The 25,789-nt window shown below is 71.5% G+C and carries 22 protein-coding genes and 2 pseudogenes; 13 read left to right on the top strand and 11 right to left on the bottom strand.

Annotation, left to right across the window (positions count from 1 at the left end):
- The first annotated feature begins 1 nt into the window (after position 1).
- From ACN267_RS04475 to ACN267_RS04450, 6 genes are read left to right on the top strand one after another with little or no spacing between them, the layout of a single operon-like run.
- Complete coding sequence (locus ACN267_RS04475; RefSeq protein ID WP_421487992.1) at positions 2 to 646, top strand: HAD family hydrolase; 645 nt, start codon at positions 2 to 4, stop codon at positions 644 to 646.
- Complete coding sequence (locus ACN267_RS04470) at positions 639 to 1,406, top strand: ABC transporter ATP-binding protein (protein ID WP_204961736.1); 768 nt, start codon at positions 639 to 641, stop codon at positions 1,404 to 1,406. Before ACN267_RS04475 ends, ACN267_RS04470 begins: the two co-directional genes overlap by 8 nt.
- Positions 1,403 to 2,227 (top strand): ABC transporter permease, encoded by an 825-nt coding sequence (locus ACN267_RS04465; RefSeq protein ID WP_204961735.1) that lies wholly within the window; start codon positions 1,403 to 1,405, stop codon positions 2,225 to 2,227. Before ACN267_RS04470 ends, ACN267_RS04465 begins: the two co-directional genes overlap by 4 nt.
- 15 nt (positions 2,228 to 2,242) lie before the next feature.
- A complete protein-coding gene (locus ACN267_RS04460; protein WP_421487991.1) occupies positions 2,243 to 3,634 on the top strand; it encodes a glycosyltransferase family 2 protein in 1,392 nt (463 codons plus the stop codon).
- On the top strand, positions 3,631 to 4,671 hold the full coding sequence (locus tag ACN267_RS04455; RefSeq protein WP_281896186.1) for a Gfo/Idh/MocA family protein: 1,041 nt from the start codon (positions 3,631 to 3,633) through the stop codon (positions 4,669 to 4,671). The genes ACN267_RS04460 and ACN267_RS04455 overlap by 4 nt, the downstream gene beginning before the upstream one ends.
- A gap of 5 nt (positions 4,672 to 4,676) precedes the next feature.
- The gene (locus ACN267_RS04450) at positions 4,677 to 5,546 is read left to right on the top strand and encodes a sugar phosphate isomerase/epimerase family protein (RefSeq protein ID WP_204961732.1); all 870 of its coding nucleotides are present in this window, start codon (positions 4,677 to 4,679) and stop codon (positions 5,544 to 5,546) included.
- Between the two features lie 131 nt (positions 5,547 to 5,677).
- Here the strand turns inward: ACN267_RS04450 and ACN267_RS04445 are convergent, their stop codons facing one another.
- The 3 genes from ACN267_RS04445 to ACN267_RS04435 form a co-directional block, all read right to left on the bottom strand.
- Positions 5,678 to 6,718 carry an arabinan endo-1,5-alpha-L-arabinosidase gene (locus ACN267_RS04445; protein WP_204961731.1) on the bottom strand — a complete coding sequence of 347 codons (1,041 nt, stop codon included), beginning with the start codon at positions 6,716 to 6,718 and terminating at the stop codon, positions 5,678 to 5,680.
- Positions 6,719 to 6,898: 180 nt separating this feature from the next.
- Entirely contained in the window at positions 6,899 to 7,462 is a 564-nt protein-coding gene (locus ACN267_RS04440) for an NADPH-dependent FMN reductase (protein WP_204961730.1), read from the bottom strand.
- 50 nt (positions 7,463 to 7,512) lie between these two features.
- Positions 7,513 to 8,883: a DHA2 family efflux MFS transporter permease subunit gene (locus ACN267_RS04435; protein ID WP_421487990.1), complete on the bottom strand. Its 1,371-nt coding sequence runs from the start codon at positions 8,881 to 8,883 to the stop codon at positions 7,513 to 7,515.
- Between the two features lie 157 nt (positions 8,884 to 9,040).
- Here ACN267_RS04435 and ACN267_RS04430 point away from each other — a divergent pair, with 157 nt between their 5' ends.
- Positions 9,041 to 9,499: a MarR family winged helix-turn-helix transcriptional regulator gene (locus ACN267_RS04430; protein WP_204961728.1), complete on the top strand. Its 459-nt coding sequence runs from the start codon at positions 9,041 to 9,043 to the stop codon at positions 9,497 to 9,499.
- 88 nt (positions 9,500 to 9,587) lie between these two features.
- On the opposite strand, the gene ACN267_RS04425 is transcribed toward ACN267_RS04430, so the two are convergent.
- The 8 genes and pseudogenes from ACN267_RS04425 to ACN267_RS04390 all read right to left on the bottom strand — a co-directional run bounded on the left by ACN267_RS04425 (position 9,588) and on the right by ACN267_RS04390 (position 17,604).
- Positions 9,588 to 10,490, bottom strand: a complete 903-nt coding sequence (locus ACN267_RS04425; protein ID WP_204961727.1) for an ABC transporter substrate-binding protein — start codon at positions 10,488 to 10,490, stop codon at positions 9,588 to 9,590.
- A 32-nt stretch (positions 10,491 to 10,522) separates the two neighbouring features.
- The gene (locus ACN267_RS04420) at positions 10,523 to 12,010 is read right to left on the bottom strand and encodes an MFS transporter (protein ID WP_421487989.1); all 1,488 of its coding nucleotides are present in this window, start codon (positions 12,008 to 12,010) and stop codon (positions 10,523 to 10,525) included.
- A 7-nt stretch (positions 12,011 to 12,017) separates the two neighbouring features.
- Positions 12,018 to 13,031, bottom strand: a complete 1,014-nt coding sequence (locus tag ACN267_RS04415) for an ABC transporter substrate-binding protein (protein ID WP_421487988.1) — start codon at positions 13,029 to 13,031, stop codon at positions 12,018 to 12,020.
- A gap of 87 nt (positions 13,032 to 13,118) precedes the next feature.
- Positions 13,119 to 13,841 carry an ABC transporter ATP-binding protein gene (locus tag ACN267_RS04410; RefSeq protein WP_421487987.1) on the bottom strand — a complete coding sequence of 241 codons (723 nt, stop codon included), beginning with the start codon at positions 13,839 to 13,841 and terminating at the stop codon, positions 13,119 to 13,121.
- Complete coding sequence (locus ACN267_RS04405; protein ID WP_421487986.1) at positions 13,838 to 14,692, bottom strand: ABC transporter permease; 855 nt, start codon at positions 14,690 to 14,692, stop codon at positions 13,838 to 13,840. Before ACN267_RS04405 ends, ACN267_RS04410 begins: the two co-directional genes overlap by 4 nt.
- 358 nt (positions 14,693 to 15,050) lie before the next feature.
- A pseudogene (locus ACN267_RS04400) lies at positions 15,051 to 15,485 on the bottom strand (cellulose binding domain-containing protein); the annotation flags it as partial.
- Positions 15,486 to 15,569: 84 nt separating this feature from the next.
- Positions 15,570 to 16,817: pseudogene (locus ACN267_RS04395) on the bottom strand (glycosyl hydrolase family 28 protein); the annotation flags it as partial.
- A gap of 577 nt (positions 16,818 to 17,394) precedes the next feature.
- A complete protein-coding gene (locus ACN267_RS04390; protein ID WP_421487985.1) occupies positions 17,395 to 17,604 on the bottom strand; it encodes a hypothetical protein in 210 nt (69 codons plus the stop codon).
- 109 nt (positions 17,605 to 17,713) lie between these two features.
- Between ACN267_RS04390 and ACN267_RS04385 the strand changes: the two genes are divergently transcribed.
- The 6 genes from ACN267_RS04385 to ACN267_RS04360 all read left to right on the top strand — a co-directional run bounded on the left by ACN267_RS04385 (position 17,714) and on the right by ACN267_RS04360 (position 25,702).
- The gene (locus ACN267_RS04385; RefSeq protein WP_421487984.1) at positions 17,714 to 18,751 is read left to right on the top strand and encodes a LacI family DNA-binding transcriptional regulator; all 1,038 of its coding nucleotides are present in this window, start codon (positions 17,714 to 17,716) and stop codon (positions 18,749 to 18,751) included.
- A gap of 86 nt (positions 18,752 to 18,837) precedes the next feature.
- Positions 18,838 to 20,142, top strand: coding sequence for an ABC transporter substrate-binding protein (locus ACN267_RS04380; RefSeq protein WP_204961721.1), 1,305 nt, complete (start codon positions 18,838 to 18,840; stop codon positions 20,140 to 20,142).
- 68 nt (positions 20,143 to 20,210) lie between these two features.
- The gene (locus ACN267_RS04375) at positions 20,211 to 21,188 is read left to right on the top strand and encodes a carbohydrate ABC transporter permease (protein ID WP_421487983.1); all 978 of its coding nucleotides are present in this window, start codon (positions 20,211 to 20,213) and stop codon (positions 21,186 to 21,188) included.
- Position 21,189: 1 nt separating this feature from the next.
- The gene (locus tag ACN267_RS04370; protein ID WP_204961719.1) at positions 21,190 to 22,068 is read left to right on the top strand and encodes a carbohydrate ABC transporter permease; all 879 of its coding nucleotides are present in this window, start codon (positions 21,190 to 21,192) and stop codon (positions 22,066 to 22,068) included.
- Positions 22,065 to 24,305 carry an alpha-xylosidase gene (gene yicI, locus ACN267_RS04365; RefSeq protein WP_421487982.1) on the top strand — a complete coding sequence of 747 codons (2,241 nt, stop codon included), beginning with the start codon at positions 22,065 to 22,067 and terminating at the stop codon, positions 24,303 to 24,305. Before ACN267_RS04370 ends, yicI begins: the two co-directional genes overlap by 4 nt.
- Entirely contained in the window at positions 24,302 to 25,702 is a 1,401-nt protein-coding gene (locus tag ACN267_RS04360) for a GH1 family beta-glucosidase (protein WP_204961717.1), read from the top strand. Before yicI ends, ACN267_RS04360 begins: the two co-directional genes overlap by 4 nt.
- Positions 25,703 to 25,789 lie beyond the last annotated feature (87 nt).

Raw genomic sequence — 25,789 nt, 5'->3', positions numbered from 1 at the left:
GATGCCCCTTCCCGCAGCGGTGCTCTTCGACGTCGACGGCGTGCTGCTCGACACCGGCGAGCTGTTCCGGCAGGTGTGGAGCCGTTGGGCGACCGGCCACGGACTGGATCCGGAGCAGGTGCTGGCCCGCACGTCCGGGCGGCGCACCGTCGACGTGCTCGGCGAGTTCGCCCCGCACCTCGATCCGCGGGTCGAACGGCTGTCGTTGGACGGTCTCACCAGGCAACGGATGGCCGAGGTACGTCCGGTGCCGGGGGCCGTGCCGCTGCTGCGGGACTGCCGACGGGTGCCCTGGGCCATCGTGACCTCCGGCAGCCGATGGTTCGTCGGCGAGTGCTTCCGTTCGACCGGACTACCGCTGCCCGCAGTCGCCGTCTACGACGAGGACGTCCGGCACGGCAAGCCCTCCCCCGAGGGCTATCTCACCGCGGCCCGTCGGCTGGGCGTCGCCCCCGCACGCTGCGTCGTGGTCGAGGACGCGCCCGACGGCGTACGGGCGGCCAAGGACGCCGGATGCACGGTCCTCGCGGTCAGCACCACGCACACGCCGGCGCAGCTCGCCGGGGCCGACGCGTGCGCGCCGACCCTCGCCGCGGTGAGTGAGCTGCTGTGGACGGCACGGAACGAGGAGGTCACGGATGACTGACGAGATGGCCCTGCGGGTACGCGGCCTGCGCAAACGATTCCGGCAGGTGACCGCCGTCGACGGGGTGGACCTCAGTGTGGCCGCCGGTGAGCGCGTCGCGCTGGTCGGGCCCAACGGCGCGGGCAAGACCACCACGCTGATGAGCTGTCTCGGTGCCGTCGCGCCGGACGCCGGAACGATCGAGCTGCTGGGTCAGCACACCCGCCGGGCCCGCCGGGCGGCGCTCGCCCGGGTGGGGTTCGCCTCCGGATATCTGCCGCTCCCCCCGCATCTGCGGGTGCTGGAGTTCCTGACGCTGTACGCCCGCCTGTACGGCGCGGCGAACCCGGGCGAGCAGGCCCGCGCCGGGCTGCGACAGTTCGACATGGACGGTCTGGCCGACCGGTGGGGCAGCGACCTCTCCAGCGGCCAACGCACCGTGATCGGTGTGGTCAAGGCGACCATGCACGCCCCCGCGTTGCTGGTGCTCGACGAGCCCACCGCCTCACTCGACCCCGACGTCGCGCTGCGGGTGCGGACCGGCCTGCTCGGCATGTGCCGCGAACAGGGCACCGCACTGCTGATAACCAGCCACAACATGGTCGAGGTGGAGCGGATGGCCCAGCGGGTGATCTTCCTGGCCGCCGGTCGGGTGCTGGTAGACGGGCCGTTGGCGGCGATCGCCGCCCAACTCGGGCAGTCCAGCCTGGAGGACGTGTACCTGCGGCTCCAGGAGGCCAACGCGGGCGGCAAGGCCACCAACGCCGGAGCGGCCTCGTGAGCACCGGGGCGACGGCCGCGACGACGGGTGGCGCGCTGCGCCGGATCGCCGCCGTGGTGGTCCGGCACTGGTACGTGACCCGACGCAGCCCGCACCGGTTCCTGGAGATCGGCGTCTGGCCGGTCTTCGACATGCTCCTGTACGGCTCGATCGCGATGTACGTGCGCAGTGCCGGCGGTGACGCGGCCGGCCGTACCGCCCTGTCGGTGGTGGCCGGCATCGTCATGTGGCACGTCGTCTACCAGTCCCAGATCGCCGTCTCGGCCAGCTTCTTCGAGGAGATCTACGCCCGGCAGCTGCCGAGCCTGCTCACCACGCCGCTGCGTCCGGTCGAGTGGGTGGCCGGTGCGGCCCTGCAGGGACTGATCCGGGTCGGCGTGGGCATCGCCGCGGTGTCCGTGGCGGCGGCGCTCATGTTCGGCTTCGACCTCAGCGACTCCGGTGGCGCCATCGTGCCGGTGATGGCGTTGCTGTTGCTCACCGGCTGGGCGATCGCGTTGATCGTGATGGGCGTGGTGATGATCCTCGGCTCGGGCACCGAGACACTCGCCTTCACGGTGCTGTTCATCGTGCTGCCGCTGTCCGGCGCGTTCTACCCGGTGTCGGTGTTGCCGGCGGTGGTCCGGCCGGTCTCGGCGGTGCTGCCGACGACGTACACCTTCGGCGCGGCCCGTGCGGTGGCTACCGGTGACCCCTCACCCTGGGGCGAGATCGGCGTGGCCGCCCTGGCCACGACGGCGTTGGCGGTGGCGGCGCTGGCGTTCGCGACGTTCTCGCTGTGGGTGTTCCAGCGGCGCGGCTTCGTCAGCCGCTACCAGTGAGGGTGGGTGACGGCGATGCCGACGACCACAGTGCCGCCGAACGTCGCGCCGACGACGCGGGTGGCCTCCTCGGGATATCTCGCCCGGCTCGCCCCGGGTGCGGAGCCCGCAGCGCCCCGGTCGTTCGACGGCGACGGACCGACTCGCGGCGTGACCGTGCTCATCCCCACCTACAGCCCGCCGGGCGGTGGGCGTACCGGGAGCCTGTCGCTGTGTCTGCACACCGTCCTCGCCGCCGCACCGGACGCCGTCGTGCTGGTCGTCGACAACGGCCTGTCCGGATCGGACGCCCGGGTCGTCGGCGAGTTGCTACGGGCGACCGGCTGCGATCACCGGATCGTGGCCGCGCCCCGGTCGCCGGGGACGCGCTACACGGCGGCGCAGGCACGCAACGCGGGCCTGGCGCTGCTCGCGCACCCGGACGGGGCGGTGCTACGCCGCCGGATGCTGCTCTTCCTGGATGACGACACCGCCCTGGCGTCCGACTCGCTGGACCGGCTCCGGGCCGTCCTGGACGCGAGCCCGCGCGCCGTGGCCGCCTGCCCCCGGGTCGTTCCGGTACCGAGCCTCGACGACTGGCGTCGGCGTCGGCCGGCGTCGCCCCCCGCCACCGCGGCGCGGCGGCTGCCCGGCGCGCTCAACCGCGACGGGTACGACCTGCTGTCGGTCACCTCCCACGGCAGCCTGGTCACCGGCCGCACGGTCGGGTTGCTCGTGCGGCAGGACCCGGTGCTGTGGTGGGTCCGCCACCGGGGGCCGCTGTTCTACGAGGGCACCCCCTACGGCAGCACCGAGGACATGCTCGCGATGGCGGTGCTGTCCCGCCTCGGTGAGCTGTGGACGGTGCCGGCCGCCGAGGTCGTCGACGAGGCGCGCCGGACCCCCGGTGCGACCCGTAGCCAGCAGTTCGCCTGGGGGTACGACCACGCCTGGCTGGCTCACGCCCTGACCGAGGCCGGTGCGATCCGCCCCGGGGTCCACGCGCTCTCCTGGCGGGACGACGGGTGGGAGGAGCAGCGGAGCACCGACTGGGGCCCGTACGCCGGATTCCTCATCAACCCGGCCGAGCTGCGCCTGGGCTACCGCATGCTGCACGCGATCGGCGCGGAGCCGGAGGTGGCGACGGCGATGTTCGGCGCGGACGCCGACCGGGTACGTGCCGGCACCCACGCCCTGGGCAGGGCGCTGCGGCGCTGGCACGCGGGTGCCGGCACGGCACGACGGCGGCCACGCCCCGACCTTCCGCCGTTGGCCGGCAGGGACTGGGCTGGCCTACGTGACGGCCTGGACGCCCTGATCGGCCACCTGGCGGGGAACGTCGCGGGCAGCCTCGACCACGGACCGTCCTTCCTCTATGGCGCCCGGCAGCCGGCGGTCGCCCCACCCCTCGATTGGAGTACGCCATGAGCTACCGCGTCGGTATCGTCGGAGCGGGCTTCCTCACCCGACATTCGCTGATCCCGGCCCTGCGCGACATGCCCGGTGGCTGCCTCGCCGCCGTGCTCGACCCGGACCCGCAGGCCCTCGAGATGGCGCGTCGGGACTGCCCGGACGCCCTGTTCACCACCGACGAGGAGGCGTTCTTCGCCGTCGCCATGGACGCCGTGCACGTGGCCACCCCCAATCACCTGCACGAACGTTTCGCCGTCGGGGCCCTGCGGCGCGGCCTCGCCGTCGTGGTGGACAAGCCGTTGGCGCACACCGTCGCGTCCGGACGGAACATCGTCGCCGCCGCCACCGCCGCCGGGCTGCCCGCCATCGTCGGCTACATGTCGAAACACAACGTCTACAACCAGGAGGCACGCCGCCTGGTGCGGGCGGGTGCCATCGGCACGCCGCAGACGATGGTCGCGGCCCGCCTGGGCTGGCGCAAGGACGACTGGCGCAGCAGACCGGCCGAGAGCGGCCTGGGCTGCCTGGCCGACCTCGGCATCTACCCCGTCCTCACCGCGATCGACATCTTCGGCGCCGACCCGGTGCGCTGCCAGGCCACCGCCTGGCCGGTGGGCGACCCGACCCGCACGGACCTCTACGCGCAGGCCACCCTCTGGTTCGACGACCGCCGCTACCTGCATTTCGAGACTGCTGCCACGTTCCACGAGCAGCCCGCCTCCGCCGAGGTGGCGAGCTACACGGTCGTCGGTGACGGCGGCATCATCCAGGTCACAGGGGCCTGGCAGATGGACGGCACCGGCGCGTTGAACAGGTGCGACGCCTCGGGTTGGCACCCAGCCGCCCGGTTGACGCCGAGCGATCCGTACCGCAGCCAGTACGAGTTGCTCGCCCGGTGCGCGGCCGGCGAGCCGGTGCCCGGGGACGTGTGCCTGGAACGTGGGCTACGCGACCTGGAGATCCTGTACGCGATCGCGGACACTGCCGCTGCCGGGGCGGGTGCCGCCGATGTCCGGCTGTCCGGTGGCGTGCCGCTGGCCGAGGTCAGGTGAGTGGCGTGCGTCCGGTCCTGCACAGCTACGCACTGCGCGACTATCCGCTGGAGCACGTGCTGCGGGTCGCCGCCGCCGACGGATGGCCGGCGATCGAACTGTCCTCGTGGCATTTCGACCCGGAGTTCGATGCCGACAACATCCGCACCGGCATCGCCACCGCCGTACGGATCGGTCGCCGGTACGGCGTGGAGGTGTTCTGCGCCGACTACTGGGCCGTCTTCACCGCCGCCGACGAGCGGGAACGCGCCATGTGGGTGGAGAAGGCGTGTCTGGTCGTCGACGCCTGCGCGGACAACGGCATCACGCTCGTCAACGGCGCCGGCGGGTGGCTGGTGCGCGACGGGACGGACTGGGACCGTGACTGGGCGGGCAACGGCAGCGCGTTGGCGTCCGACGTGCAGCGCGGGTGGGTCGCCGACTGCTACCACCGGGTGGCCGCGCATGCCGCTGAGCGGGGCGTACGCGTGGCGGTGGAGGTGCACCCCAACACGGTCCACGACACGGTGGCCGCCACCGCACACCTCCTCGACCTCGCCGGACACGACAACCTGGTCGTCACCCTCGATCCCGCCAACGCCGCCGCCCTCGGTGCCGACGACCGGGATCCCGCGGTCATCGACCTGGTGGCCGACCGGGTGGCCTTCTTCCATCTGAAGAACTGCCTGATCCGCGACGGTGTCACCGACTTCACCGTGGATGCCGCCGCCGGCGTCGTCGACAACTACCGGTGGCTGGCCCGGCTGGCGCAGATGCCGGCGGTGACCGACATCTGCGTGGAGTACTGCGGCGACGGTGATCCGCATCCACGGCTCGTTGCCGGCCGCCGGTACCTGGAGGACACCCTGCGGTTGGTGGCCGCCGACCGGGACTGAGCCCCGGCCCGGCGATGACCTGCGGCCCCGCCCTCCGGGGGCCTGGGGTGTCGTCGCCGGGTCGGGTCGCCCGGCGGACGGCGGCGTGGCCTCCGCGCGCCGGAGGACGCGCCGGATCGCCGCCCGTCCGGTCAGTAGACGAACGGCCAGCCGGCGGTGTCGTAGCCGAGCAGGTTGATGCCGAGCAACGACGTGCCGTTGTCGGCGTAGTAGTGGTAGACGAGCACCTCGGCGTCGGTGTCGGTGAACACCGCCTGGTGCCCGGGTCCGTGGATGCTGCCGTGCCCGGCGAGCACCTGGGTGCCACCGCCGGCGGTCATCGCCACCCCGTTGCGGTCGACGTACGGCCCGGTGACCGAGGTCGACCTGCCCACCATGACCCGGTAGGTGCTCGCCGCACCCTGGCAGCACCTGTCGAACGACACCCACAGGTAGTAGTGGTTGCCGTGCCTGACGATCACCGGGGCCTCGATGGCGCCGCCGTTGCGCCCGGCGATGCTGAGGATGGTCGTGTCGGAGCGTTTGCCGGTGGCCGGGTTCAGCGCCACCATCTTGATGCCGGACCAGAACGACCCGAAGCTGAGCCACCACCTGCCGGTGGCGTCGACGACCAGGTTCGGGTCGATGGCGTTGAAGGTGTCGGACGTGCGGGACTCGATCACCAGACCCTGGTTGGTCCAGCTGCCCGAGGTGCCGGTGGTGCTGGTGGCCAGGAAGATCGCCGACCGGTTGGAGCCGAACGTGGAGGCGGAGTAGTACAGCCAGTACCGGCCGTCGCGGTAGGTCAGGTCCGGTGCCCACAGGTTGCTGCTGCCGCCGGTGTACGTGGTGGTCCAGGGTGCGCCGTTGGGGAAGACCGTGCCGGCGTTGCGGAACGCGGTCCGGTCGGTGGAGGTCTTGAGCGCGATGTTGGTGCCGGTGTGCGCGACCAGGTAGCCGCCGCCGGGGCGGATCACGATCGTCGGGTCGTGCACCCCGACGTCCCCGGTGACCCGACCCGGTCCGGGGTAGGCGGCGGGTGGGGTGGTGGGGGTGGCCGCCACCCGGGGCGCGGCGGTCGAGGCCGACGGTGATCCGGTGGCGATGCCGGCGACCACCAGCACCGTCGACAGGGCGATCAACACCAGGCGGCGGACGGGTGCCGGGGGTACGGCGCGGAGCGTAGTGGTCATGACGGTTCCCTGGGTCGGGCGTCGGGCGGCCCGCTCGCAGGCCGTGCCGGTCGGGGCGTCCGCTGCGGCCGGCCCGACCGGGGCGGAACACCGTCGAGGATGTCACCTCGACGTTCCCTGGAAAGTTAACCCAAACATCGACGAGCGTCAACGAAATGGACATGGCCGGGCCGGTGCCGGTCACCGCTGGCGCAGGGTGGCCAGGGCGCCGCCCCAGGCCACCACCTGGTCGAGCATCCGGTGCAGGACCTCCACCTGGTTCCCGGCGGGCCGCACCTCGCCATCCGCGTCGATCTCGGTGAAGCAGTGCAGGCCGACCTGGTCGCGGACGTCGGCGACGTGCACTTCGGCCAGCACCAGCCGCAGGTGCTCGACGGCCCGGACGCCGCCGTTGAGGCCGTACCCCACGAATCCCGCCGACTTGTCGTGCCACTCGGCGTAGAGATAGTCGATCGCGTTCTTCAGCACGCCGGGATAGGAGTGGTTGTACTCCGGGGTGACGAAGACGTACCCGTCGTACGAAGCGACGGTCTCGGCCCAGCGGCGGGTGTGCGCGGCGGTGTAGTGCTCGGGGCCCATGGCTGCCGGCACCGACTCGTCGAGGTGCGGCAGGTCGTGGTCGGCCAGGTCGACGACCTCGTAGACCGCGTCGCCCCGCTCGGCGGCGAGCCGGTGGACCCAGCGGGCCACCGCCGCGCCCCGTCGTCCCGGGCGGGTGCTGCCGATGATGACGGCGATACGCATGAACTGGCCTCCTGATCGATGGAAGGTGAAGGTGCCCGGCGGTGTCCCGGTCACTGGACCCGCACCCGTCGCTGCGCGCGGGTCAGCCGGGCGGCGAGGACGAGGGCGACCAGCGCCATCCCGGTCAGCCACCAGAAGGTGACCCGGAAGGCCGCGGCGACCTCGGCGGCGGAGTCCGCGTCGGCCAGCGCGCCGGAGAGCACCACCGCGCACAGCGCGCTGCCGAGCGCGCCGCCGACCCGGGACAGGATGTTCACCTGCGAACTGGCGTCCGACATCTGGTCGGACCGCACCCGGGCCAGCGCGGTGGAGACGGCGGGTGACCCGGCCAGCGCGAGACCGACGCCCCGAACGACCTGGAGCGCCTCGACGAGCACCGGGTCGGGGTCGGCCGGCAGCAGCGCCATCGGGACCGTGCCGACCACGACGACCGCCAGGCCGACCAGGGCCACGACGCCGCCACCGTGCTCGTCTGCCAACCGGCCGGCGAGGGGAAACGTCACTGCGGCGCCGATGCTGAACGCCATCAGCAACAGCCCGGTGTCGACGATGCTCCGGCCCATCCCCAGCTGGAAGTAGAGCGGCATCACGATCAGTCCACCGAACAGGGCGGCGCCGGAGAAGGCGATGGTGCCCGCGGCGGCGGCGTAGACCGGGTCCCGCGCCAGGCGTAGGTCCATCAGCGGCTCGTCGGCGCGCAACGACCGGTGGACGAAGAGTGCCAACGCGACCAGTGCGGCCACCAGCGGCACCAGCACCGGCGGCGCGAGCAGCCCACCGTGGTCCATCGCCCCGGCGACGGCGTAGGTGAGCAACGGCAGCCCGAGCGCGACCAGCAGCAGGGCCGGCAGGTCGAGCCGGCCGGCCCGACCGGCCTCGCCGCGCGGGACCAGCCGGAGCGCCAGCAGCAGTCCGACGATCCCGATCGGCACGTTGACCAGGAACATCCAGTGCCAGGAGAGGTGGTCGACGAGCAGGGCACCGATGATCGGCCCGAAGGCCGGGGCCAGGATCGACGGGACGCTGGCGACGGCGACGACCCGACCCATCCGCTCCCGGCCGGCGACCTGGCCGAGGATGGCCATTCCGGCGGGGATGAGCAGTCCGCCGGTGAGCCCCTGGAGCACCCGGGTGACGATGAGCATGTCGGCACTGCGGGCGAACGCGCACGCCGCGGAGGTGAGCGTGAACCCGGCCAGCGACCAGAGCCAGAGCCGACCGGGCCCGATCCGCCGGCTGAGCCAGCCGCAGACCGGCAGTGTCGCGGCGAGTGCCAGCAGGTAGCCGCTACTGATCCACTGTGCCTCGGTCAACGAGGCGCCCAGGTCGCGCCCGATGGTCTCGATGCCCACGTTGACCAGCGAGGTGTCGAGGCCGGTCAGTACGGAGCCCGAGGCCAGGACGGCCGCGATCCACCACACCGGGACAGGCGCCGCCGTAGCGGGGACCCGCCCCGGTGCGGGTGCCGTGTCCGCGTTCCCGCCGGCTGCCGCCATCACCACCCCCGACCCAATATTGTTGGACCTCCAACGATATCAGAGAATCGTTGGAGGTCCAACGTTTGGGTACACTGGGCGGGTGACAGAGCGGACCGAACTCGCACCGGGGGCACCGCCGGCCCGGCTCCGACGGCTGACCAGCTGGCTGCTCCACCACGCGGCGGCCCGCGCCAACCGGGTCGTCACCCGGCACCTGGACCGTCCCGCCGACCGGATGCGGTACGCCATCCTCGCCGCGCTCGACGAGTTCGGCGACACCAGCCAGGCGGACCTGTGCCGCCGGCTCGGCATCGACCGGGGCGACGCCGTCGACACGCTCAACGGGATGGAGGCCGAGGGACTGCTGCGCCGCGAGCCGGACCCGGCGGACCGGCGTCGCAACGTCGTGCACGTCACCGCCGCCGGGACCGCCCGGATGCGGGAGCTGGACGCCCTGGTCGACGCCGCCCAGGACGAACTGCTCAGCGGACTCACCCCGGCCGAACGCGCCCGGCTCAGCCGCCTCCTGCACCGCCTGGTCGACCTGCCGCCGAGCTGACCGGCAGGCCATCGCCGGGCCGGCCGCGCCGAGCAGGCAGCGCTCGGCCGGCCCGGACGCCGTCGGCCGGGCCGGCCGAGCACCCGGATCAGACCGGGACGACCCGGTTGTCCACGATCGAGGTGAACGTCGACTCGGGAGCGATGAGACCCCACTTCACCATCCACCGGTAGGTGCGCTCGAACTCGGCCTCCGGGTACGGCTCCGGGTCGACGTAGCGCAACCGGCCCAGCCGGAAGTCCGCCGGCTCCAGCTTCACCAGGTCCTCGGGCACCTCGGCGACGAAGTGGTGCAGGTACGGCCGGATGTCCTCGTTGATCTTCGCGACGGCCCGGCGGACGGCCCGGTCGACGGCGGCGAAGGTTTCCGGGTCGACATCGGCGCTGGCGATCTCCGAGCCGACGTAGAACGCCTCGGTGATCAGTACGTAACCGAGCTTCTCGGCGGCGGTGGTCCACGGCTCCATCAGCGCGACCGCGTCGATCTCGCCGTCGCGCAGCTTGCGGAACCGTTCGGCCGGCCCGCCGGCGTGCACCACCTTGATCTCGTCGGGGTCCAGGAAACCCTCCAGGGACTGGATGGCCAGGTAGTGCGAGCCGTGGTGGAAGTTGACGCCGACGGTCCTGCCGGCCAGGGCCTGCGGATGCTTGATGCCGGAGTCGGGCCGGACGAAGATCGCCTGGCTGGCCACGGAGGCCCGCTTGGCGATGATCTGGCCGCCGCGACCGCTGTCGTGGGAGCGGCGGATCTGCCCCCACTCGCAGGCCCGGTAGAGGGAGACGTCGCCGCTCTCGAACGGCGTGGAGATGCCGCCGAACGAGCTGACCAGCTCGTGCTCCTCGATCGGCTTGAGCACCGCGTCGTACGAGCCGGGGGCGACCAGTTCCAGGTCGATGCCCTCCTCGGCGAAGTAGCCGTGCTCCAGGCCGACGAGGTACGGCAGGGTGAAGATGGCGCCGCTGCGGACGCTCCTGACCTTCTTGAGTGTCACCGGGGTGGTCCCTTCTGCTTCGTTGTTGTGCGTTAGCTGGCGGTTGTCGCGGTCGGTGGTGCCGTCGGCGCGTCCTCGATCCCCACCACCTCCTCTCCCACCGGCCGGTCCGGTGGCGGCCGGAACAGCCGCCACGTCGCGTACGCGCAGTACGCGGCGGTCACCGCCACCAGCGCGTACGCGACGCGCAGGGCGGTGGTGAAGTCGTCGCCGGCCTCGGCGGCGACCCGGGCGATGTCGTCGGTCGGCTGGCCGGTCAGGGCCAGCACCGAGACCACCACCGCGCCGAGGACGGCGACGCCGAGGTTGGTGCCGATCTGCCGGGAGGCGCTGGTGATGGCGCTGGCCACCCCGGCCCGCTCCCGGGGCAGGCTGTTCACGGCCGTGTTGGTGGCCGGCGGGTTGACCAGGCCCATGCCCGCCCCGAGCAGGAGATAGCCGACGAGCAGCGGGGCCAGGCCCACGTCGGCGGTGACGGTCAGGGCGAGCAGGGTCATCGACGCCACGAACGCCAGGTGCCCGACGGTGGCGGGCCGCCGGCCGCCGTACCGGCCCACGATCCGGCCGGAGACGTTGGCCAGCACCAGCGTGCCGAGGGTGGTGGGCAGGGTGAGCAGGCCGGTGGCCAGCGGGCTGAACCCGCGTACCTGTTGCAGGTAGAACGTGTTGACGAAGGTGAAGCCGCCCAGCGTCAGGTAGGCCACGACCGCCGTGAGCACCGCGCCACGCAGCGCGGGGATCGCCAGGTGGCGTGGGTCGAGCACCGGGTCGGGGCGGCGGCGGGCGGCCGGCAGGTAGCCGACGGCGGCGGCCACCGCCACGGCCACGGCGACCAGGACGGGCCCGGTCAGCCAGCCCCGGCTCGGGCCGTCGATCAGCGCGAACGTGAAGCCGACCAGCACCAGGGCGGCCAGCGTGTTGCCCAACGCGTCGAGGCGGCGGGGTGGGCCGTCGACGACGCCCGGCGGCAGCAGCCGGGTGCCCAGGTACAGCAGCGCCGCGCCGCCGACGCTCACGGCGAACAGGCTGCGCCAGCCGGCGGCCTGCACCAGCACCCCGCCGACCAGGGGTCCGCAGGCGGCCGACACCCCGGCCGTCGCGCTCCAGGTGCCCAGCGCCCGGCCGCGGTGTACCGCGTCGGGGAACAGGTTGGCGATGAGGGCGAGGGCGGGCGGGACCATCAACGCTCCTCCGACCCCCTGCACGCCCCGGGCGGCGATCAGGGCGGGCGCGTGCGGGGCCACCCCGCACAGCACCGATCCCGCCGCGAACACCAGCAGCCCGACCCGGAACGTCCGCCGTCGCCCGTACCTGTCGGCGACCGCACCGCAGAGCAGGGTGAGGCTGGCCCGGACCAGCGCGTTGCCGGTCGCCACCCACTGCAACTCGGTCGTGCTCAGCCGCAGTTCGTGGTGCACCGACGGCAGGGCCAGGTTCAACGCCGCGCCGTCGAGGACGCCGAGGAACAGCGTCCCGCAGCACACCAGCAGGGCGGCGCGGCGGCGCCGGGGCAGGGACATCGCCGGCTCAGAGCTTCTCGTACACCGGCTTGGCGGCCCGCTTCTTCAGCACGCCGACCTCGACGGCCAGGTCGATCTGCTTCTCCAGGTTGGCGAAGACGGTGTCGTCCCACACGTCGGCGTAGACGGGGGCGAGCCGTTCCGGCAGTAGTTCGATGGCCTTCTTCTCGGTGGCGGGGACGCCGTAGTCGGCGTGGTACCTCCCGATCAGGGTGGGGTCCTGCTTGATCAGTTGCCAGGCTTCCAGGGTGAAGTCGACGTACGCCCTGGCGGTCTCCCGGTGGGCGGCCAGCCAGTCGCGGCGGACGGCGGTGCCGTTGAGGAACAGCGGGCTGCGCTCGCCGGTGCCCTTACGCCACAGCTCGTCGACGGAGGCGAGCTGCCGGTTGCCGGAGCCGACCAGGCGGGTGGCGTTGGGTTCGATGGCGATGATCGCGTCGAGGTCGCCGCGTTCGTACAGCGCGAGGTTGGCGATGGGCTGCCCGGTGAACAGCTTGAACTCCCGGTCGAAGCGGATGCCGTTGACGGCTGCGGCGAGCGCCGCCGCCCGGTAGGTGTCGCTGCTGGGTGGCTGTACGCCGACCTTCCTGCCCAACAGGTCGGCGATGCTCTGGTAGGGACTGTCGGCGGGGACGATCCAGCGGCCGTGGTTCCACAGGGACGGTCCGACGATGACCACGTCGTGGCCGCTGGTGTTGACCTCGGTCGCGCCCAGCGGGCCGAAGGCGTAGATGTCGAGCACGCCGGTGAGCAGCTGCTCCTGTCCCGCGCCCGGACCGCCGCCGGCCTTGCGGTCGAGGCGGAGCCCGTGTTTGGCCTCCAGGCCGAACTGCTCGGCCACGGAGTCGCGGATCGCCCCCGCCGTGCCGGGGCTGCGGGGCTGCACCTTGGCGCTGCGGGTGCCGGCGGCGGCCGGCTCGTCGGTGCCGCAGGCGCTCAGCAGGGTGGCCGCGCCGGCGCCGCCGGCGACAAGCCCGGCGGCGCGCAGCAGGGATCGTCGAGTGAGGGGTGTCGTGGACACGGGGGTTCCTTCCAGGTGGTTCAGGGGTGCCCCGGCTCGCGGGGTGAGGGTGGCGGGCCGGTGGCCGCGCCGAGGGGTGGGGCGGGTTCAGGTGAGGGCGGCGACGATGCGGCGATGCACGTCGAACAGGTCGGGGTCCTCGGGGCTGCGGGGGCGCGGGCGGTCGATGCGGTACTCCCCGACCACCTCGGCGGGGCGTCCGCCGAGCACCACCACCCGGTCGGCGAGGAACGCGGCCTCCAGCGCGTTGTGGGTGACCAGCAGGCCGGTGCGCGGGGTGCGCAGCCAGAGCTGTTGCAACAGCAGCCGCAGGCGGCGGGCGGTCAGCTCGTCCAGCGCGCTGAACGGCTCGTCGAGCAGCAGCACCTCGGGGCGGACGACGAAGGCGCGGGCCACGGCGACGCGTTGACGTTGCCCACCGGAGAGCACCGACGGGTACGACCGGGCGTACTCGGTCAGGCCGACGGCGTCGAGGATCGGGGCGACCTCGGCGGGGTCGACCCCGGCAGCCGTGGCGGCGAGCCGCACGTTGGACTCGACGGAGGTCCAGTCGAGCAGCCGGGGCTGCTGGAACACCATGCCGAGGCGGGGCCGTCCGTCGCCGGTGGAGACGGTGCCCGCGTCGGGGCGTTCCAGGCCGGCGATCAGGTGCATCAGGGTGGTCTTGCCGGTGCCGGAGCCGCCGACCACGGCGACCAGTTCGTCGGGGGCGAGGGTGAGGGAGAAGTCGCGGAAGATCTGTTGCCGTTCGCCGGTGCGCCGGCTGGTGAACGCCTTGTCGACGCCGTCGACGCTGATCCGGACGCTCATCGCAGCGCCACCCGCCGCCAGCGCACCGAGCGGCGTTCCAGGGTCTGTAGCAGCCCGTACTCGATGGCGGCCATGACCAGGGCGAAGGCGACGGTCCAGGCGAGCACGCCGGCCACGTTGTGCTGGGAAAACTCCAGGTTGAGCTGGTAGCCGACGCCGTCGGCGAGGCCGAAGATCTCCACCAGCACGATGACCTTCCAGGCCATCGCGATGCCCAGGCGTGCCCCGGTGAACAGGTCGGGGACGATGGCGGGCAGCCACACGTAGCGCAGTCGGGTCAGCGCGTCGAACCGGTAGACGTGGGCCATCTCGCTCAGCGCCGGGTCGACCGACCGGACGCCCTGCGCGACGTTGATGGTTAGTGCGGGGGCCGCCGCGAGTGCGACGGTGAGGACGGGGTTGAGCAGGCTCACCCCGAACCAGATGACGCACAGCAGGGCTTTGACCAGGCCGGGGGTGGCCAGCCCGATGAGCACGGCGGGCTCCAGGAAGCGGCGCAGCCACTCGCTGCGGCCCATCGCGATGCCGGCGGCGACGGAGACGACGAAGGCCGCCGCGAAGCCGAGCACGACGCGGGTGAGGGTGACCCGGACGTTCTCCGCCAGCGCGCCGCTGGTGGTGATGTCGGCCAGGTTGCGGGCGACCGCGCCGAGGCCGGGGATCAGGGCGCTGCCGGCGGTCTGTGCCATGAGCTGCCAGCCGGCCGCGAGCAGGCCGACGAGCAGCAGCGCGGGCAGGGGCCGGGTGAGGCGCGCGGCGACGCCGGTGACGGGTGGACGGTCCGGCGGTGCGGGTGACCGCCCGCCGCCGAGCACGACCTCCTCGACGCCGACGGGGTGCGTGACGGTCATCGACATCCCATCCTTCGGTACATGGGCCGCGTCGTTCTCGACGCCGGCAGACCGGTGACCAGCACGACAATGCCAGCCCGTTCATTTCCTATCCTGCCGATAGGATTAGTAGGTTTGCAATGACCTTCTCACCTGACGGGATACACCTTGTGGGGTAGTCGACCGAGCGCAACGGGTAACCGTCGCCGACCGGAGGCGTCCCGGGTCGAGCCTCCGGTCGGGCCGTCCGCCGGGAGGACCGGGCCGGACGGGAGGGCGGGCGGGCGGATGGACCACGGGACCCGCGTGCACACATGGACGGCCGGTGTGACCGCGGCTCCGAGGGGAGGCGGTCACACCGGCCGGTGTGACGGTCGGGTCAGGAGACGACGCAGCTGACCCCGTTGAGGGTGAAGGAGGCGGGCCGGGCGGTGTTGCCGGTGTGGGTGGCCTGGAAGCCGATCTCGGTGGAGCCACCGGCCGCCAGCGTCCCGTTGTACGAGACGTTGCGGGCGGAGACCTGGCCGCTGGTGCCGGTGTAGGTGGCGTTCCAGCCGTTGGTGAGCATCTGCCCGGCGGGCAGGGTGAAGGCCAGGGTCCACCCGTCGATCGCCGACGTGCCGAGGTTGGTGATGCGGATGCTGGCGGTGAACCCGTCGTTCCAGGAGTTCATCGTGTAGCCCACCGCGCAGTCACCGGACTGGCCCGGCGGCGGCGTGGTGGGGGGAGGCGTGGTCGGCGGCGGCGTGGTGGGCGGCGGCGTGGTGGGGGGCGGGGTGGTGGGGGGCGGGGTGGTCGGCGGCGGGGTGGTCGGCGGCGTGGTGGTGAAGGTGATGTTCGAGACGTAGGAGTTGATGTTCCAGCTCGCGTCCGAGTCGGTCTGGCTGGTGACCGGTCGACCCTGGACGGTGAAGTTGGTGAAGTGCACCCCGCTGATGTTGACCGTCGAGGAGCGTCCGTGCAGGTTGACGACCTTCTTCACGTCCGAGGAGACGTTGGTGAAGTAGGCGTTGCGGATCGTCGAGGTGTTCTTCACCGTCCGCCAGGACGGCGGCCGGTCCTCCTGGAGATCGATCAGACTGTCGGTCTGTTCGACCCGGACGTCCTCCCACCGGGTGTTGGACACGACGGCGGTGTCGACGGCGTCGATCACCATCGAGCGCCCCGCCTTCACCACGTCGATGTCGCGGAAGACGATCCCGTCCATCGACGTGCCCTCGGTCTTGGTGCCGATCTTCGCGCAGGCGGAGTTGCTGTAGCAGACGACGTGCTCGTGGACGACGTTCCTGGTGTTGACGATGCCACTGGCGAACTCGTTCTTGGTCGCCATGTTGTCGTCGCCGGTGTAGAGGAACGCGTTCGACAGCAGGCTGTTGGTCGACTCGTCGAAGTCCACCCCGTCGGTGTTGTTGTACCCCGAGTTCGGCCGGCAGTTGATCAGCTTGTAGTTCCTGATGGTGACCCGGTCGCTGCGGTAGACGAGGGTGTTCCAGTAGCTGGAGTCGCGGACGGTGACGCCGTCGACCAGGATGTCGGAGCTCTCCTCGATCTTCAGCACGGCCAGGTTGATGCCCTGGGCCCGCAGGTACTTGCCGTTGCCGTCGATGACCCCACGGCCCAGCAGTTTCGCGTTGCGCACCTGGTACATCCGCAGCGAGGCGTGCTGCATGCCCTCGATGTTCACCCCGCCGCTGCCGGTGTTGAAGTCCGCCTTCTGGTTCGAGCCGTAGAGGACGGCGCCGGCGGCCAGGTAGAGGGTCATGTTGCTCTTCATCCACAGCTCACCGACCTGATAACGGCCCGGCGGCACGTACAGGATGTTCCGGGTGGCCCCGGACGCGGCGTTGATGGCGCTCTGGATCTTGGAGGTGACCAGCGTTCCCCCGGTGTTGTCGACGCCGTAGTCGGCCAGGTTCTTGACGTCGGCGTCACCCACCTGCGGCGCGTCCGCCTCGGGCGCGTCGATCAGGACGAACAGCAGCTCCTTGGCGTCGAACTGGACGATCAGGTAGTTGGGGCCGCTGGTGAAGCTGATCGTGTTGCCGCTGCGGGCGACGGCGAGTTTCCGGCTCTTGGGGCTGACGGTGTACGAACTGAAGCTCTCGGCGACGGTGACCGAGAACTGGGCGGTCCCCGCCGCCGCCATCGAGCAGTGCGCGTAGTGCACCTGCATCTCCGGGGCGTACTTGGTCATCTTCTCGACGAACAGCGGGTTGGCGTCCGCCGTGACGGTGTAGAGCGTGCTCTTCGTCGCGCCGCGCAGGGCGGGGTCGGCGACGCAGCCGCCGGCGGCCGCACCTGACGAGCCGTTCGCGGCCGCCGCGGTCGCACCGTGGACCGGTGCCACCACCGCGCCCGTCGCGACACCGCCGACGGCGAGGAGAGCGATCGTTGCCCAGATCGCGAGGCGTCTGTTCTTCATGGGGACCCTTCTCGGGAATGGATTGGGTGCCGCCCGGACGACCGCCGCCGCTCGAACACCGATACCGACACCGGCGCCGGCACCGGGGCGACCGCCGCCCGGGTGGGGCGGGATCCGCCCCCGTCCCGACGAGCCCTTCCGGGTCGCGATGTTTTCGTCGCGGCGGGGAAACGGAGCCGACAAAGGACCCCGTCAAGAAACATTTCCATAGCGGACACTACGCTTGACATGGATGTTCGTCAATTGTGAGGAGCCCAGCTCCTGGAAACTATCGGCGTGAGAGAGGAAACTTTCCGATCGATCACGCTGATGCCGGCGGCGGTTCGGGGCGGCGAGGAAGCGCGACGGCGAACCGTCGTCCTCCGGCGGTCGGGGCGACGAACCGGTCGGGTGCCGGCGGCCGCCCGACACCCGCCGGGCCGGGAACACCGACCCGCCGCGCACCCACCGTCACCGCGTCGTAGTCGGCGGCGGGCGGCACCCGCCACCGGCGGCGACGCCGGTTCGACATCGGCTATTGACGTCGCCGTAACAGGGGGCTTAGCGTCTGTCGAACCGCTTCGTCGAACCGCTTCGACGATCATTTCCGTGCGGTTCGACGCTGCCCGGGGAGGTGCGCGATGGCCACCATGCACGACGTCGCCCGCCTGGCGCAGGTCTCGGTCAGCACCGTGTCCTACGTCCTCACCGGGGCCCGGCCGATCTCACAGGCCACCCGGGCCAAGGTGCTCGCCGCCATGGCCCAGCTCGACTACCAGCCCAACGCGATGGCCCGGGGCCTGGCCAGCCGACGCAGCCGGATCCTGGGCCTGCTGCTGCCGATGGACGAGCGCGGGCTCGGCGCGACCGAGGCGGCGTTCGTCACCGGGGCCGCCGCGGCGGCCAGCGCCGTCGGCTACCACCTGGTGCTGTCGCCCGTCGGCGGGGGCGGCGACCTCGACGAGCTACGCCGGCTGGCCAGCCAGCGGATGTTCGACGGTGTCGTGCTGATGGAGGTGCAACTCGCCGACGAACGGGTCGACGCGCTCCAGCAGGCCGGGGTGCCGCTGGTGCTGATCGGGCGAACCGGGGACACCGACGCGCTCTCCTACGTCGACATCGACTTCGAGCAGACCGTGCGGGAGGCGGTGGCGCACCTGGTCGGCCTGGGGCACCGGCAGATCGTCTACGTCAACCACTCGGCCGAGACCCTGGCCAGCGGCTACGGGCCGGCGCTGCGGACCCGGGACGCGTTCGTCACGGCGATGACCGACCACGGCCTGGAGCCGGTCATGATCCCGGCGCAGGACAGCGCCGCCGGCGGGCGGGCCGCGCTGGCCGCCGCCGTCGCACGGGCACCGGGCCTGACCGCGGTGCTGGCCATGAACGAGACGGCGATCTTCGGCATCCTCGGCGAGTTGACCGCGCGGGGGCTGAGCGTGCCCGACGACGTGTCGGTGGTCTCGATGGTCACCTCGCCGCAGGTCGCCGAGCTGGCCACCCCGGCGCTGACCGCGATGACGTCGCCCGGCTCGGCGCTGGGTCGGATCGCGATCGAGGCGCTGGTACGCCACCTGGACGGGGCCGGCGACGAGCGCCACCAGCAGTTGCTGCCGTGCGCGTTGGAGATCCGGGAATCGACCGCAGCACCCCGAAGCCGTCACCCCGATGGGGGTTGACCAGGTAAAACGGCCCGTCGCCGCGCGGCAACGCGACGACGGACCCAGTGAAGTACCGGGCTCGATACTCAACGAGGAGGATAGCAATGCAGCGATTCCGCCGGATCGTCGCCGCGATCGCCCTGGCGGCCACCGCGACGACCACCGTGGCCGCGTGCGGCGGCGACGACAGCGGTGACGACAGCGGGGCCAAGACCCTCAAGCTGTGGCACTACGAGGGCGAGAACAGCGCGATGGGGGTCGGCTGGGCCAAGGCCATCGAGATCTTCAAGACCGAACACCCGGGCGTCGAGGTGCGCTTCGAACGCAAGGCGTTCGAGCAGATCCAGCAGAACGCCGGCATGATCATCAACTCGTCCGAAGGTCCGGACATCATGGAGTACAACAAGGGCAATGCGACGGCCGGCCTGCTGTCGTCCCAGGGCCTGCTCACCGACCTCAGCGACGAGGCCGACAAACGTGGCTGGGCCGGCAAGCTCAGCCCCAGCCTGCAGACCACCGCCCGGTACAGCGACAAGGGCGTGATGGGGTCGGGCAACTGGTTCGGCGTGCCGAACTACGGCGAGTACGTCACGGTCTATTACAACAAGGACCTGTTCGACCGCAACGGCGTCACGGTGCCGACCACGCTGGCCGAGTTGACCGCCGCGATGGACACCTTCGTCAGCAAGAAGATCACCCCGCTGGGCATGGCCGGCGCCGAGTACCCGGCCGGGCAGCTGTTCTACCAGCTGGCCCTGTCCAAGGCCGACCGGCAGTTCGTCGACAACTACCAGCTCTACAAGAACCCCGTCGACTTCAAGGCCGACCCGCTCAAGTACGGCGCGGACACCTTCGCCGAGTGGGTGCGCAAGGGCTACGTCGCCAAGGACTCGGCGAGCCTCAAGGCCGAGGACATGGGCACCGCGTTCATCGCGGGCAAGACCCCGATGATCGTCTCGGGCAGCTGGTGGTACGGCCGGTTCAAGGCCGAAATGAAGGCCAACTGGGACACCTTCCTGTTCCCGGGCAACACCCTCACCGCCGGCTCGTCCGGCAACCTCTGGGTCGTCCCGACCAACAGCAAGGCCAAGAGCCTGGCGTACGACTTCATCGACATCACCCTGCGTCCGGAGATCCAGGACCTGATCGGCAACAACGGCGGTATCCCGGTGGCCGGTGACCCCGCGAAGATCACCGACCCGAAGGACCGCAAGCTGATCGAGGACTTCAACACGGTCAGCAAGCAGGACGGCCTGGCCTTCTACCCGGACTGGCCGGTGCCCGGCTACTACGACGTGCTGGTCGGCGGGTTCCAGGCGCTGATCAACGGGTCCAAGTCCCCCGACCAGGTGCTCGACACGATCGCCAAGCCGTACGCCGACGGCGTCAAGGAGATCACCGGCAAGTGACACGGCGAGCGGCGGGCGCGACCGGCACGACCGGCGCGCCCGCCCACCCCCGCCGGGAAGGATCCTGGATGACAGTCCCCGACACCGTCGCCGGCACCCCACCGGCGGCACCCCCGACCCCCTCCCCCGCGTCCCCACGCCGCCGCCGACGCGACGGCCGCGACGCGGCGTACTGGCTCTACCTGCTCCCCGGGGCGGTGCTGTTCGTCCTGGTCATCGGCGTGCCGCTGGTCGGCACCGGCTACCTGTCGCTGACCCGCTGGTCGGGCGTCGGCGACCCCACCTTCGTCGGGTTGGACAACTACCGGCGGCTGCTGGACGACGACGTGTTCTGGGCGTCGTTCCGCAACACGGTGGCGATGATCGTCGCGATGGTGGTGGTGCCGACCCTGCTCGGGCTGCTGCTCGCCTCGGTGCTCTTCGACGTCGTCGGGCGTCGGTTCCGGCCCCGGACGGCGGCGGCCCTGCGGGCCGCGTTCTACCTGCCGCAGGTGCTGCCCGTGGTGGTGGCCGGCATCGTCTGGGGCTGGATCCTGCGCCCCGACGGCGCGTTCAACAGTGTCCTCGACGCGGTCGGTCTCGGCGCGCTGCGCCACGACTGGCTGGGCGACCCGGACACCGCGCTGCCGGCGGTGATGGCGGTGATGATCTGGGTGCAGATCGGCTACCCGGTGGTCGTGTTCATGGCGGCGTTGCAGCGGGTCGACCCGGAGCTGTACGAGGCGGCCGAGGTCGACGGGGCGAACTGGCTGCGCCGGTTCCGGGCGATCACCCTGCCGCAGATCCGGCCGGAGACCTTCGTGGTGGCCCTGACCTGCACGATCGCCGCGCTGAAGGTGTTCGGGCCGATCTTCGCGCTCACCCGGGGCGGCCCGGAGAACGCCACCAACGTGCCGTCGTACTTCGCCTACTACACGTTCTTCAAGAAGCTCCAGGTCGGCTACGGCTCGGCGATCTCCACGGTGCTCACGGCGATCATCGTGGTGGTGGCCGTGGCCTTCATCGTCGTGCAGGCCCGCAGCGAGCGCCGGGAACGGGGGCGTTGAGATGACCGTGACGATCGCCAAGGTCCCGGTCCGCCGGAAGAAGGTGCGCGACCGCCACCACCGGGGCGTCAGCCGCTGGGTGGTGCTCGCCGGGGTCACCGTGGGCGCGCTGGTCATGCTGGTGCCGTTCGCGTTCATGCTGCTCAACGCGTTCAAGTCGCCCGGGGACTACTCGTCGGGCGGCCCGTTGAGCTGGCCGTCGGAGTTCTACACCACGGGTCTGCGGACGTACTGGTCGGAGGTGAACTTCCCGCTCAAACTGTGGAACTCGGCGCTCATCGCCGGGTCGGTGGCGGTGCTCGGCGTCGTCGTGTCGCTGCTCAACGCGTACGCGCTGGGCATCGGCCGGGTCCGCGGCCGGCTGTGGATCGTCGGGGTGTTCCTGCTGGCCAACATGCTGCCGCAGGAGGCGTTGATCTATCCGCTGTACTACGTCGCCAAGGAGATCGGCCTCTACAACACCCGACTGTCGGTGATCATCATCTTCACCGTGATCCAGAGCGCGTTCGGCACCTACCTGCTCGCCTCGGTGCTGGGCACGTTCCCCCGGGCACTGCTGGAGGCCGCCGCGCTCGACGGCGCCGGCAGGTGGACGGTGCTGTGGCGGGTGGTCTTCCCCAACCTGCGGCCCACCCTCGCCGTGCTGCTCATCTTCTTCTTCATCTGGACCTGGAACGAGTTCCTCATCCCGCTGGTCATGCTGATCGACAACCAGACCCAGACCATCCCGGTGGCCCTCGCGTCGTTGCAGGGTGACCGGCTGATGGACGCCCCCACCACCAACGCCGGCGCGTTGATCAGCCTGGTGCCGGCCATCCTGTTCTTCCTCATCTTCCAGCGCACCCTGGCGCGCGGCATCACGGCAGGAGCCGAGAAGTGAAGTTCACCGACGGGTACTGGCAACTGCGCCCGGGGGTCAGCGTGCTGCGCCCCGGCACTGTCGAATCGGTCGAACCGGACGACCGCGGTTTCACCGTCTTCGCGCCGGCCGGTCAGATCAACGGCCGGGGCGACACGCTCAACCGGCCGGTCGTCACCGTCCGCTTCTTCTCCCCCGCACCCGGCGTGGTCGGGGTGACCATCGGCCATCACAGCGGCGGGCTGCCCCGCGAACCCCGCTTCGGGCTGGACACCGACGACACGCACCCGGTCACCGTCGACATCACCGGGCTCAGCGCGTCGCTGACCACCGGCGAGCTGACCGTGCGGGTCGCGCTGGTCGACGGCTGGCGGGTCGAGTTCCGGCACGGCGACCGGCTGGTCACCGCGTCCACCGGGCGCAGCATCGGCATCGTCACCGACGGCGAGGGCCGCCGGTACGTGCACGAACGGCTCGCGCTCGGCGTCGGCGAGACGGTGTACGGGCTGGGCGAACGGTTCGGCCCGTTCGTCAAGAACGGGCAGACCGTCGACGTGTGGAACGCCGACGGCGGCACCGCCAGCGAGCAGGCGTACAAGAACGTGCCGTTCTATCTGAGCAGTGCCGGCTACGGGGTGTTCGTGGACCACCCGGAGCACGTGTCGTTCGAGGTCGGCTCGGAGGTCGTCGCGCAGACCCAGTTCAGTGTGGAGGGCCAGTCGCTGACCTACCACGTCATCGACGGGCCCACCCCGAAGGACGTGCTGCGCCGCTACACCGCGCTGACCGGCCGCCCGGCCCGGGTGCCCGCCTGGTCGTACGGGCTGTGGCTGTCCACGTCGTTCACCACGTCGTACGACGAGAAGACGGTGACCGAGTTCGTCGACGGGATGGCCGAACGGGACCTGCCGCTGTCGGTGTTCCACTTCGACTGCTTCTGGATGCGCCAGTTCCACTGGGTCGACTTCGTGTGGGACCCGGCGACCTTCCCCGACCCGGAGGGCATGCTGCGCCGGCTGCACGAGCGCGGCCTGAAGGTGTGCGTGTGGATCAACCCGTACATCGCCCAGCGGTCGTACCTGTTCGAGGAGGGCCGCCAGGCCGGCTACCTGGTGCGCAACCCGGACGGGTCGGTGTGGCAGTGGGACAAGTGGCAGGCCGGTATGGCACTCGTCGACTTCACCAACCCCGACGCGGTGGCCTGGTTCACCGGCAAGCTGCGGGCGCTGCTGGACATGGGCGTCGACTGCTTCAAGACCGACTTCGGCGAGCGGATCCCGACCGACGTGGTGTGGCACGACGGGTCGGACCCGCAGCGGATGCACAACTACTACTCCTACCTCTACAACAAGGCGGTCTTCGAACTGCTGGAGGCCGAACGGGGCGAGGGCGAGGCGGTGCTGTTCGCCCGCTCGGCGACCGCCGGCGGCCAGCAGTTCCCGGTGCACTGGGGTGGCGACTGCGAGTCGACGTTCGTCGCGATGGCCGAGTCGCTGCGCGGCGGGCTGTCCCTGGCGTCGTCCGGGTTCGGCTACTGGAGTCACGACATCGGCGGCTTCGAGGGCACCCCCGACCCGGCGGTGTTCAAGCGGTGGATCGCGTTCGGCCTGCTGTCGTCGCACTCGCGGCTGCACGGCTCCGGCTCGTACCGGGTGCCGTGGGCGTACGACGAGCAGGCCGTGGACGTGCTGCGTCACTTCACCCGGCTCAAGCTCGGCCTGATGCCGTACCTGGCGGCGACCGCCGAGGAGGCGCACCGCGACGGCGTCCCGATGATGCGACCGATGATCGTGGAGTTCCCGGACGACCCGGCCGTGGCGCACGTCGACCGGCAGTACATGCTCGGCCCCGACGTGCTGGTCGCGCCGGTGCTCAGCGCCGACGGGCAGGTCACCTTCTACGTGCCTGCCGGCACCTGGACCCACCTGGTCACCGGGGCGCAGCTCACCGGCCCGGCGTGGGTGACCGAGAAACACGGGTACGACAGCCTGCCGGTGCTCGCCCGGCCCGGCGCGGTCATCGGGTTCGGATCGCGCTGCGACCGGCCCGACTACGCCTGGGCCGACGGGGTGGAGCTGCGGCTCTACGCGCCGGCCGAGGGGCAACGGCAGCGGGTGCGCATCCCGTCGCCCGACGGGGGCCCGGGTGCGCAGTTCGAGGTGGGATTCCGGGGCGGGGTGGCGACCGCCGAACTGGTGGCGGGCGAGTCGTCGGCGTACCACTGCGTGGTGGTCGGCGCGGAGAGGGCGGGACGATGACGGCACGCAACTTCCCGGAGAGCTTCGTCTGGGGGTCGGCGACGGCGGCGTACCAGATCGAGGGCGCGGCGACCGAGGACGGCCGGGGTCGGTCCATCTGGGACACCTACAGCCACACCCCCGGGCGGACGTTGAACGGCGACACCGGCGACGTGGCCGCCGACCACTACCACCGGTGGCCGCAGGATCTGGACCACATCGCGGCGCTGGGGCTGTCCGCGTACCGTTTCTCGATCTCCTGGCCCCGGGTGCAGCCTGGCGGTTCCGGCCGGTTCAACCCCGCCGGCCTGGACTTCTACGCGCGGCTGGTCGACGGCCTGCTGGAGCGCGGCATCCGACCGGTGGCGACCATGTACCACTGGGACCTGCCGCAGGAACTGGAGGACGCCGGCGGCTGGCCGGCGCGGGACACGGCGCTGCGCTTCGAGGAGTACGCGGCGGGGATCGTCGGCGCGCTCGGTGACCGGGTGCACACCTGGACGACGCTCAACGAACCGTGGTGCTCGGCGTACCTGGGGTACGGCTCCGGCGTGCACGCGCCCGGCCGCACCGAACCGGCGGCGGCGTTGGCGGCGGTGCACCACCTGAACCTGGCGCACGGCCTGGCCGGGCGGGTGGTGCGGGAGCTGACGCCGAGCGCCGAGCTGTCGGTGACGTTGAACCTGCACGTCGTGCGGGGCGCGTCCGGGTCGGCCGCCGACGCCGACGCGGTCCGGCGGATCGACGCGCTGGCGAACCGGGCGTTCCTGGGCCCGATGCTTCAGGGGGCGTACCCGGCCGACCTGCTGGCCGACACCGCCGCCGTCACCGACTGGTCGTTCGTCCGTTCCGGTGACGAGAAGCTGATCGCGGTGCCGCTGGACGTGCTCGGGGTGAACTACTACTCCAGCACCCTGGTCCGCGCCTGGGACGGGCACTCGGCCCGCTCGGCCGCCGACGGGCACGGCGCGTCGGCCCACTCGCCGTGGGTGGGGGCCGAGGACGTCGACTTCCTGCCGCAGCCCGGCCCGTACACGGCGATGGGGTGGAACATCGACCCGCCGGCCCTGACCGAGCTGCTGTTGCGGCTGCGGCACGACTACCCGGGCCAGCCCTTGATGATCACCGAGAACGGCGCGGCGTTCGACGACGTGGTGTCGGCCGACGCAGGGGTCCACGACGACCGGCGGATCGACTACCTGCGCCGGCACATCGGCGCGGTCGCCGACGCCCGCGCGCAGGGCGTGGACGTGCGGGGATACTTCGTCTGGTCGCTGCTGGACAACTTCGAGTGGGGTTACGGCTACGACCGCCGCTTCGGCATCATCCGGGTCGACTACGACACCCAGGAGCGCACCTGGAAGGACAGCGCCCACTGGTACCGCCGGCTGGTCGCCACCGGCCAGCTGGACGGGTAGGTCGGCAGCTTCCCGGTGGGACCTCGGGGTGCCCCGGCCGTCCGGCCGGGGCACCCCGCGTCGTCCCGGCCGGCACCCTGGCGGCCG

It is taken from the genome of Micromonospora sp. WMMD734 (genome assembly GCF_049178975.1).
Classification (GTDB): Bacteria; Actinomycetota; Actinomycetes; order Mycobacteriales; family Micromonosporaceae; genus Micromonospora; species Micromonospora wenchangensis.
The sequence above is the reverse complement of the archived record's forward strand: the minus strand, read 5'-3'. Positions and strand labels throughout refer to the sequence as shown.

What these genes read in the sequence shown, in the direction of transcription:
- ACN267_RS04380 (WP_204961721.1), top strand. Translation starts at nt 18,838, where the DNA reads ATGCAGCGATTCCGCCGGATCGTCGCCGCGATCGCCCTGGCGGCCACC.
- ACN267_RS04375 (WP_421487983.1), top strand. Translation starts at nt 20,211, where the DNA reads ATGACAGTCCCCGACACCGTCGCCGGCACCCCACCGGCGGCACCCCCG.
- ACN267_RS04390 (WP_421487985.1), bottom strand. Translation starts at nt 17,604, where the DNA reads ATGTCGAACCGGCGTCGCCGCCGGTGGCGGGTGCCGCCCGCCGCCGAC.
- ACN267_RS04405 (WP_421487986.1), bottom strand. Translation starts at nt 14,692, where the DNA reads ATGACCGTCACGCACCCCGTCGGCGTCGAGGAGGTCGTGCTCGGCGGC.
- ACN267_RS04455 (WP_281896186.1), top strand. Translation starts at nt 3,631, where the DNA reads ATGAGCTACCGCGTCGGTATCGTCGGAGCGGGCTTCCTCACCCGACAT.
- ACN267_RS04440 (WP_204961730.1), bottom strand. Translation starts at nt 7,462, where the DNA reads ATGCGTATCGCCGTCATCATCGGCAGCACCCGCCCGGGACGACGGGGC.
- ACN267_RS04470 (WP_204961736.1), top strand. Translation starts at nt 639, where the DNA reads ATGACTGACGAGATGGCCCTGCGGGTACGCGGCCTGCGCAAACGATTC.
- ACN267_RS04460 (WP_421487991.1), top strand. Translation starts at nt 2,243, where the DNA reads ATGCCGACGACCACAGTGCCGCCGAACGTCGCGCCGACGACGCGGGTG.
- ACN267_RS04370 (WP_204961719.1), top strand. Translation starts at nt 21,190, where the DNA reads ATGACCGTGACGATCGCCAAGGTCCCGGTCCGCCGGAAGAAGGTGCGC.
- ACN267_RS04475 (WP_421487992.1), top strand. Translation starts at nt 2, where the DNA reads ATGCCCCTTCCCGCAGCGGTGCTCTTCGACGTCGACGGCGTGCTGCTC.
- ACN267_RS04420 (WP_421487989.1), bottom strand. Translation starts at nt 12,010, where the DNA reads ATGTCCCTGCCCCGGCGCCGCCGCGCCGCCCTGCTGGTGTGCTGCGGG.
- ACN267_RS04445 (WP_204961731.1), bottom strand. Translation starts at nt 6,718, where the DNA reads ATGACCACTACGCTCCGCGCCGTACCCCCGGCACCCGTCCGCCGCCTG.
- ACN267_RS04360 (WP_204961717.1), top strand. Translation starts at nt 24,302, where the DNA reads ATGACGGCACGCAACTTCCCGGAGAGCTTCGTCTGGGGGTCGGCGACG.
- ACN267_RS04385 (WP_421487984.1), top strand. Translation starts at nt 17,714, where the DNA reads ATGGCCACCATGCACGACGTCGCCCGCCTGGCGCAGGTCTCGGTCAGC.
- ACN267_RS04410 (WP_421487987.1), bottom strand. Translation starts at nt 13,841, where the DNA reads ATGAGCGTCCGGATCAGCGTCGACGGCGTCGACAAGGCGTTCACCAGC.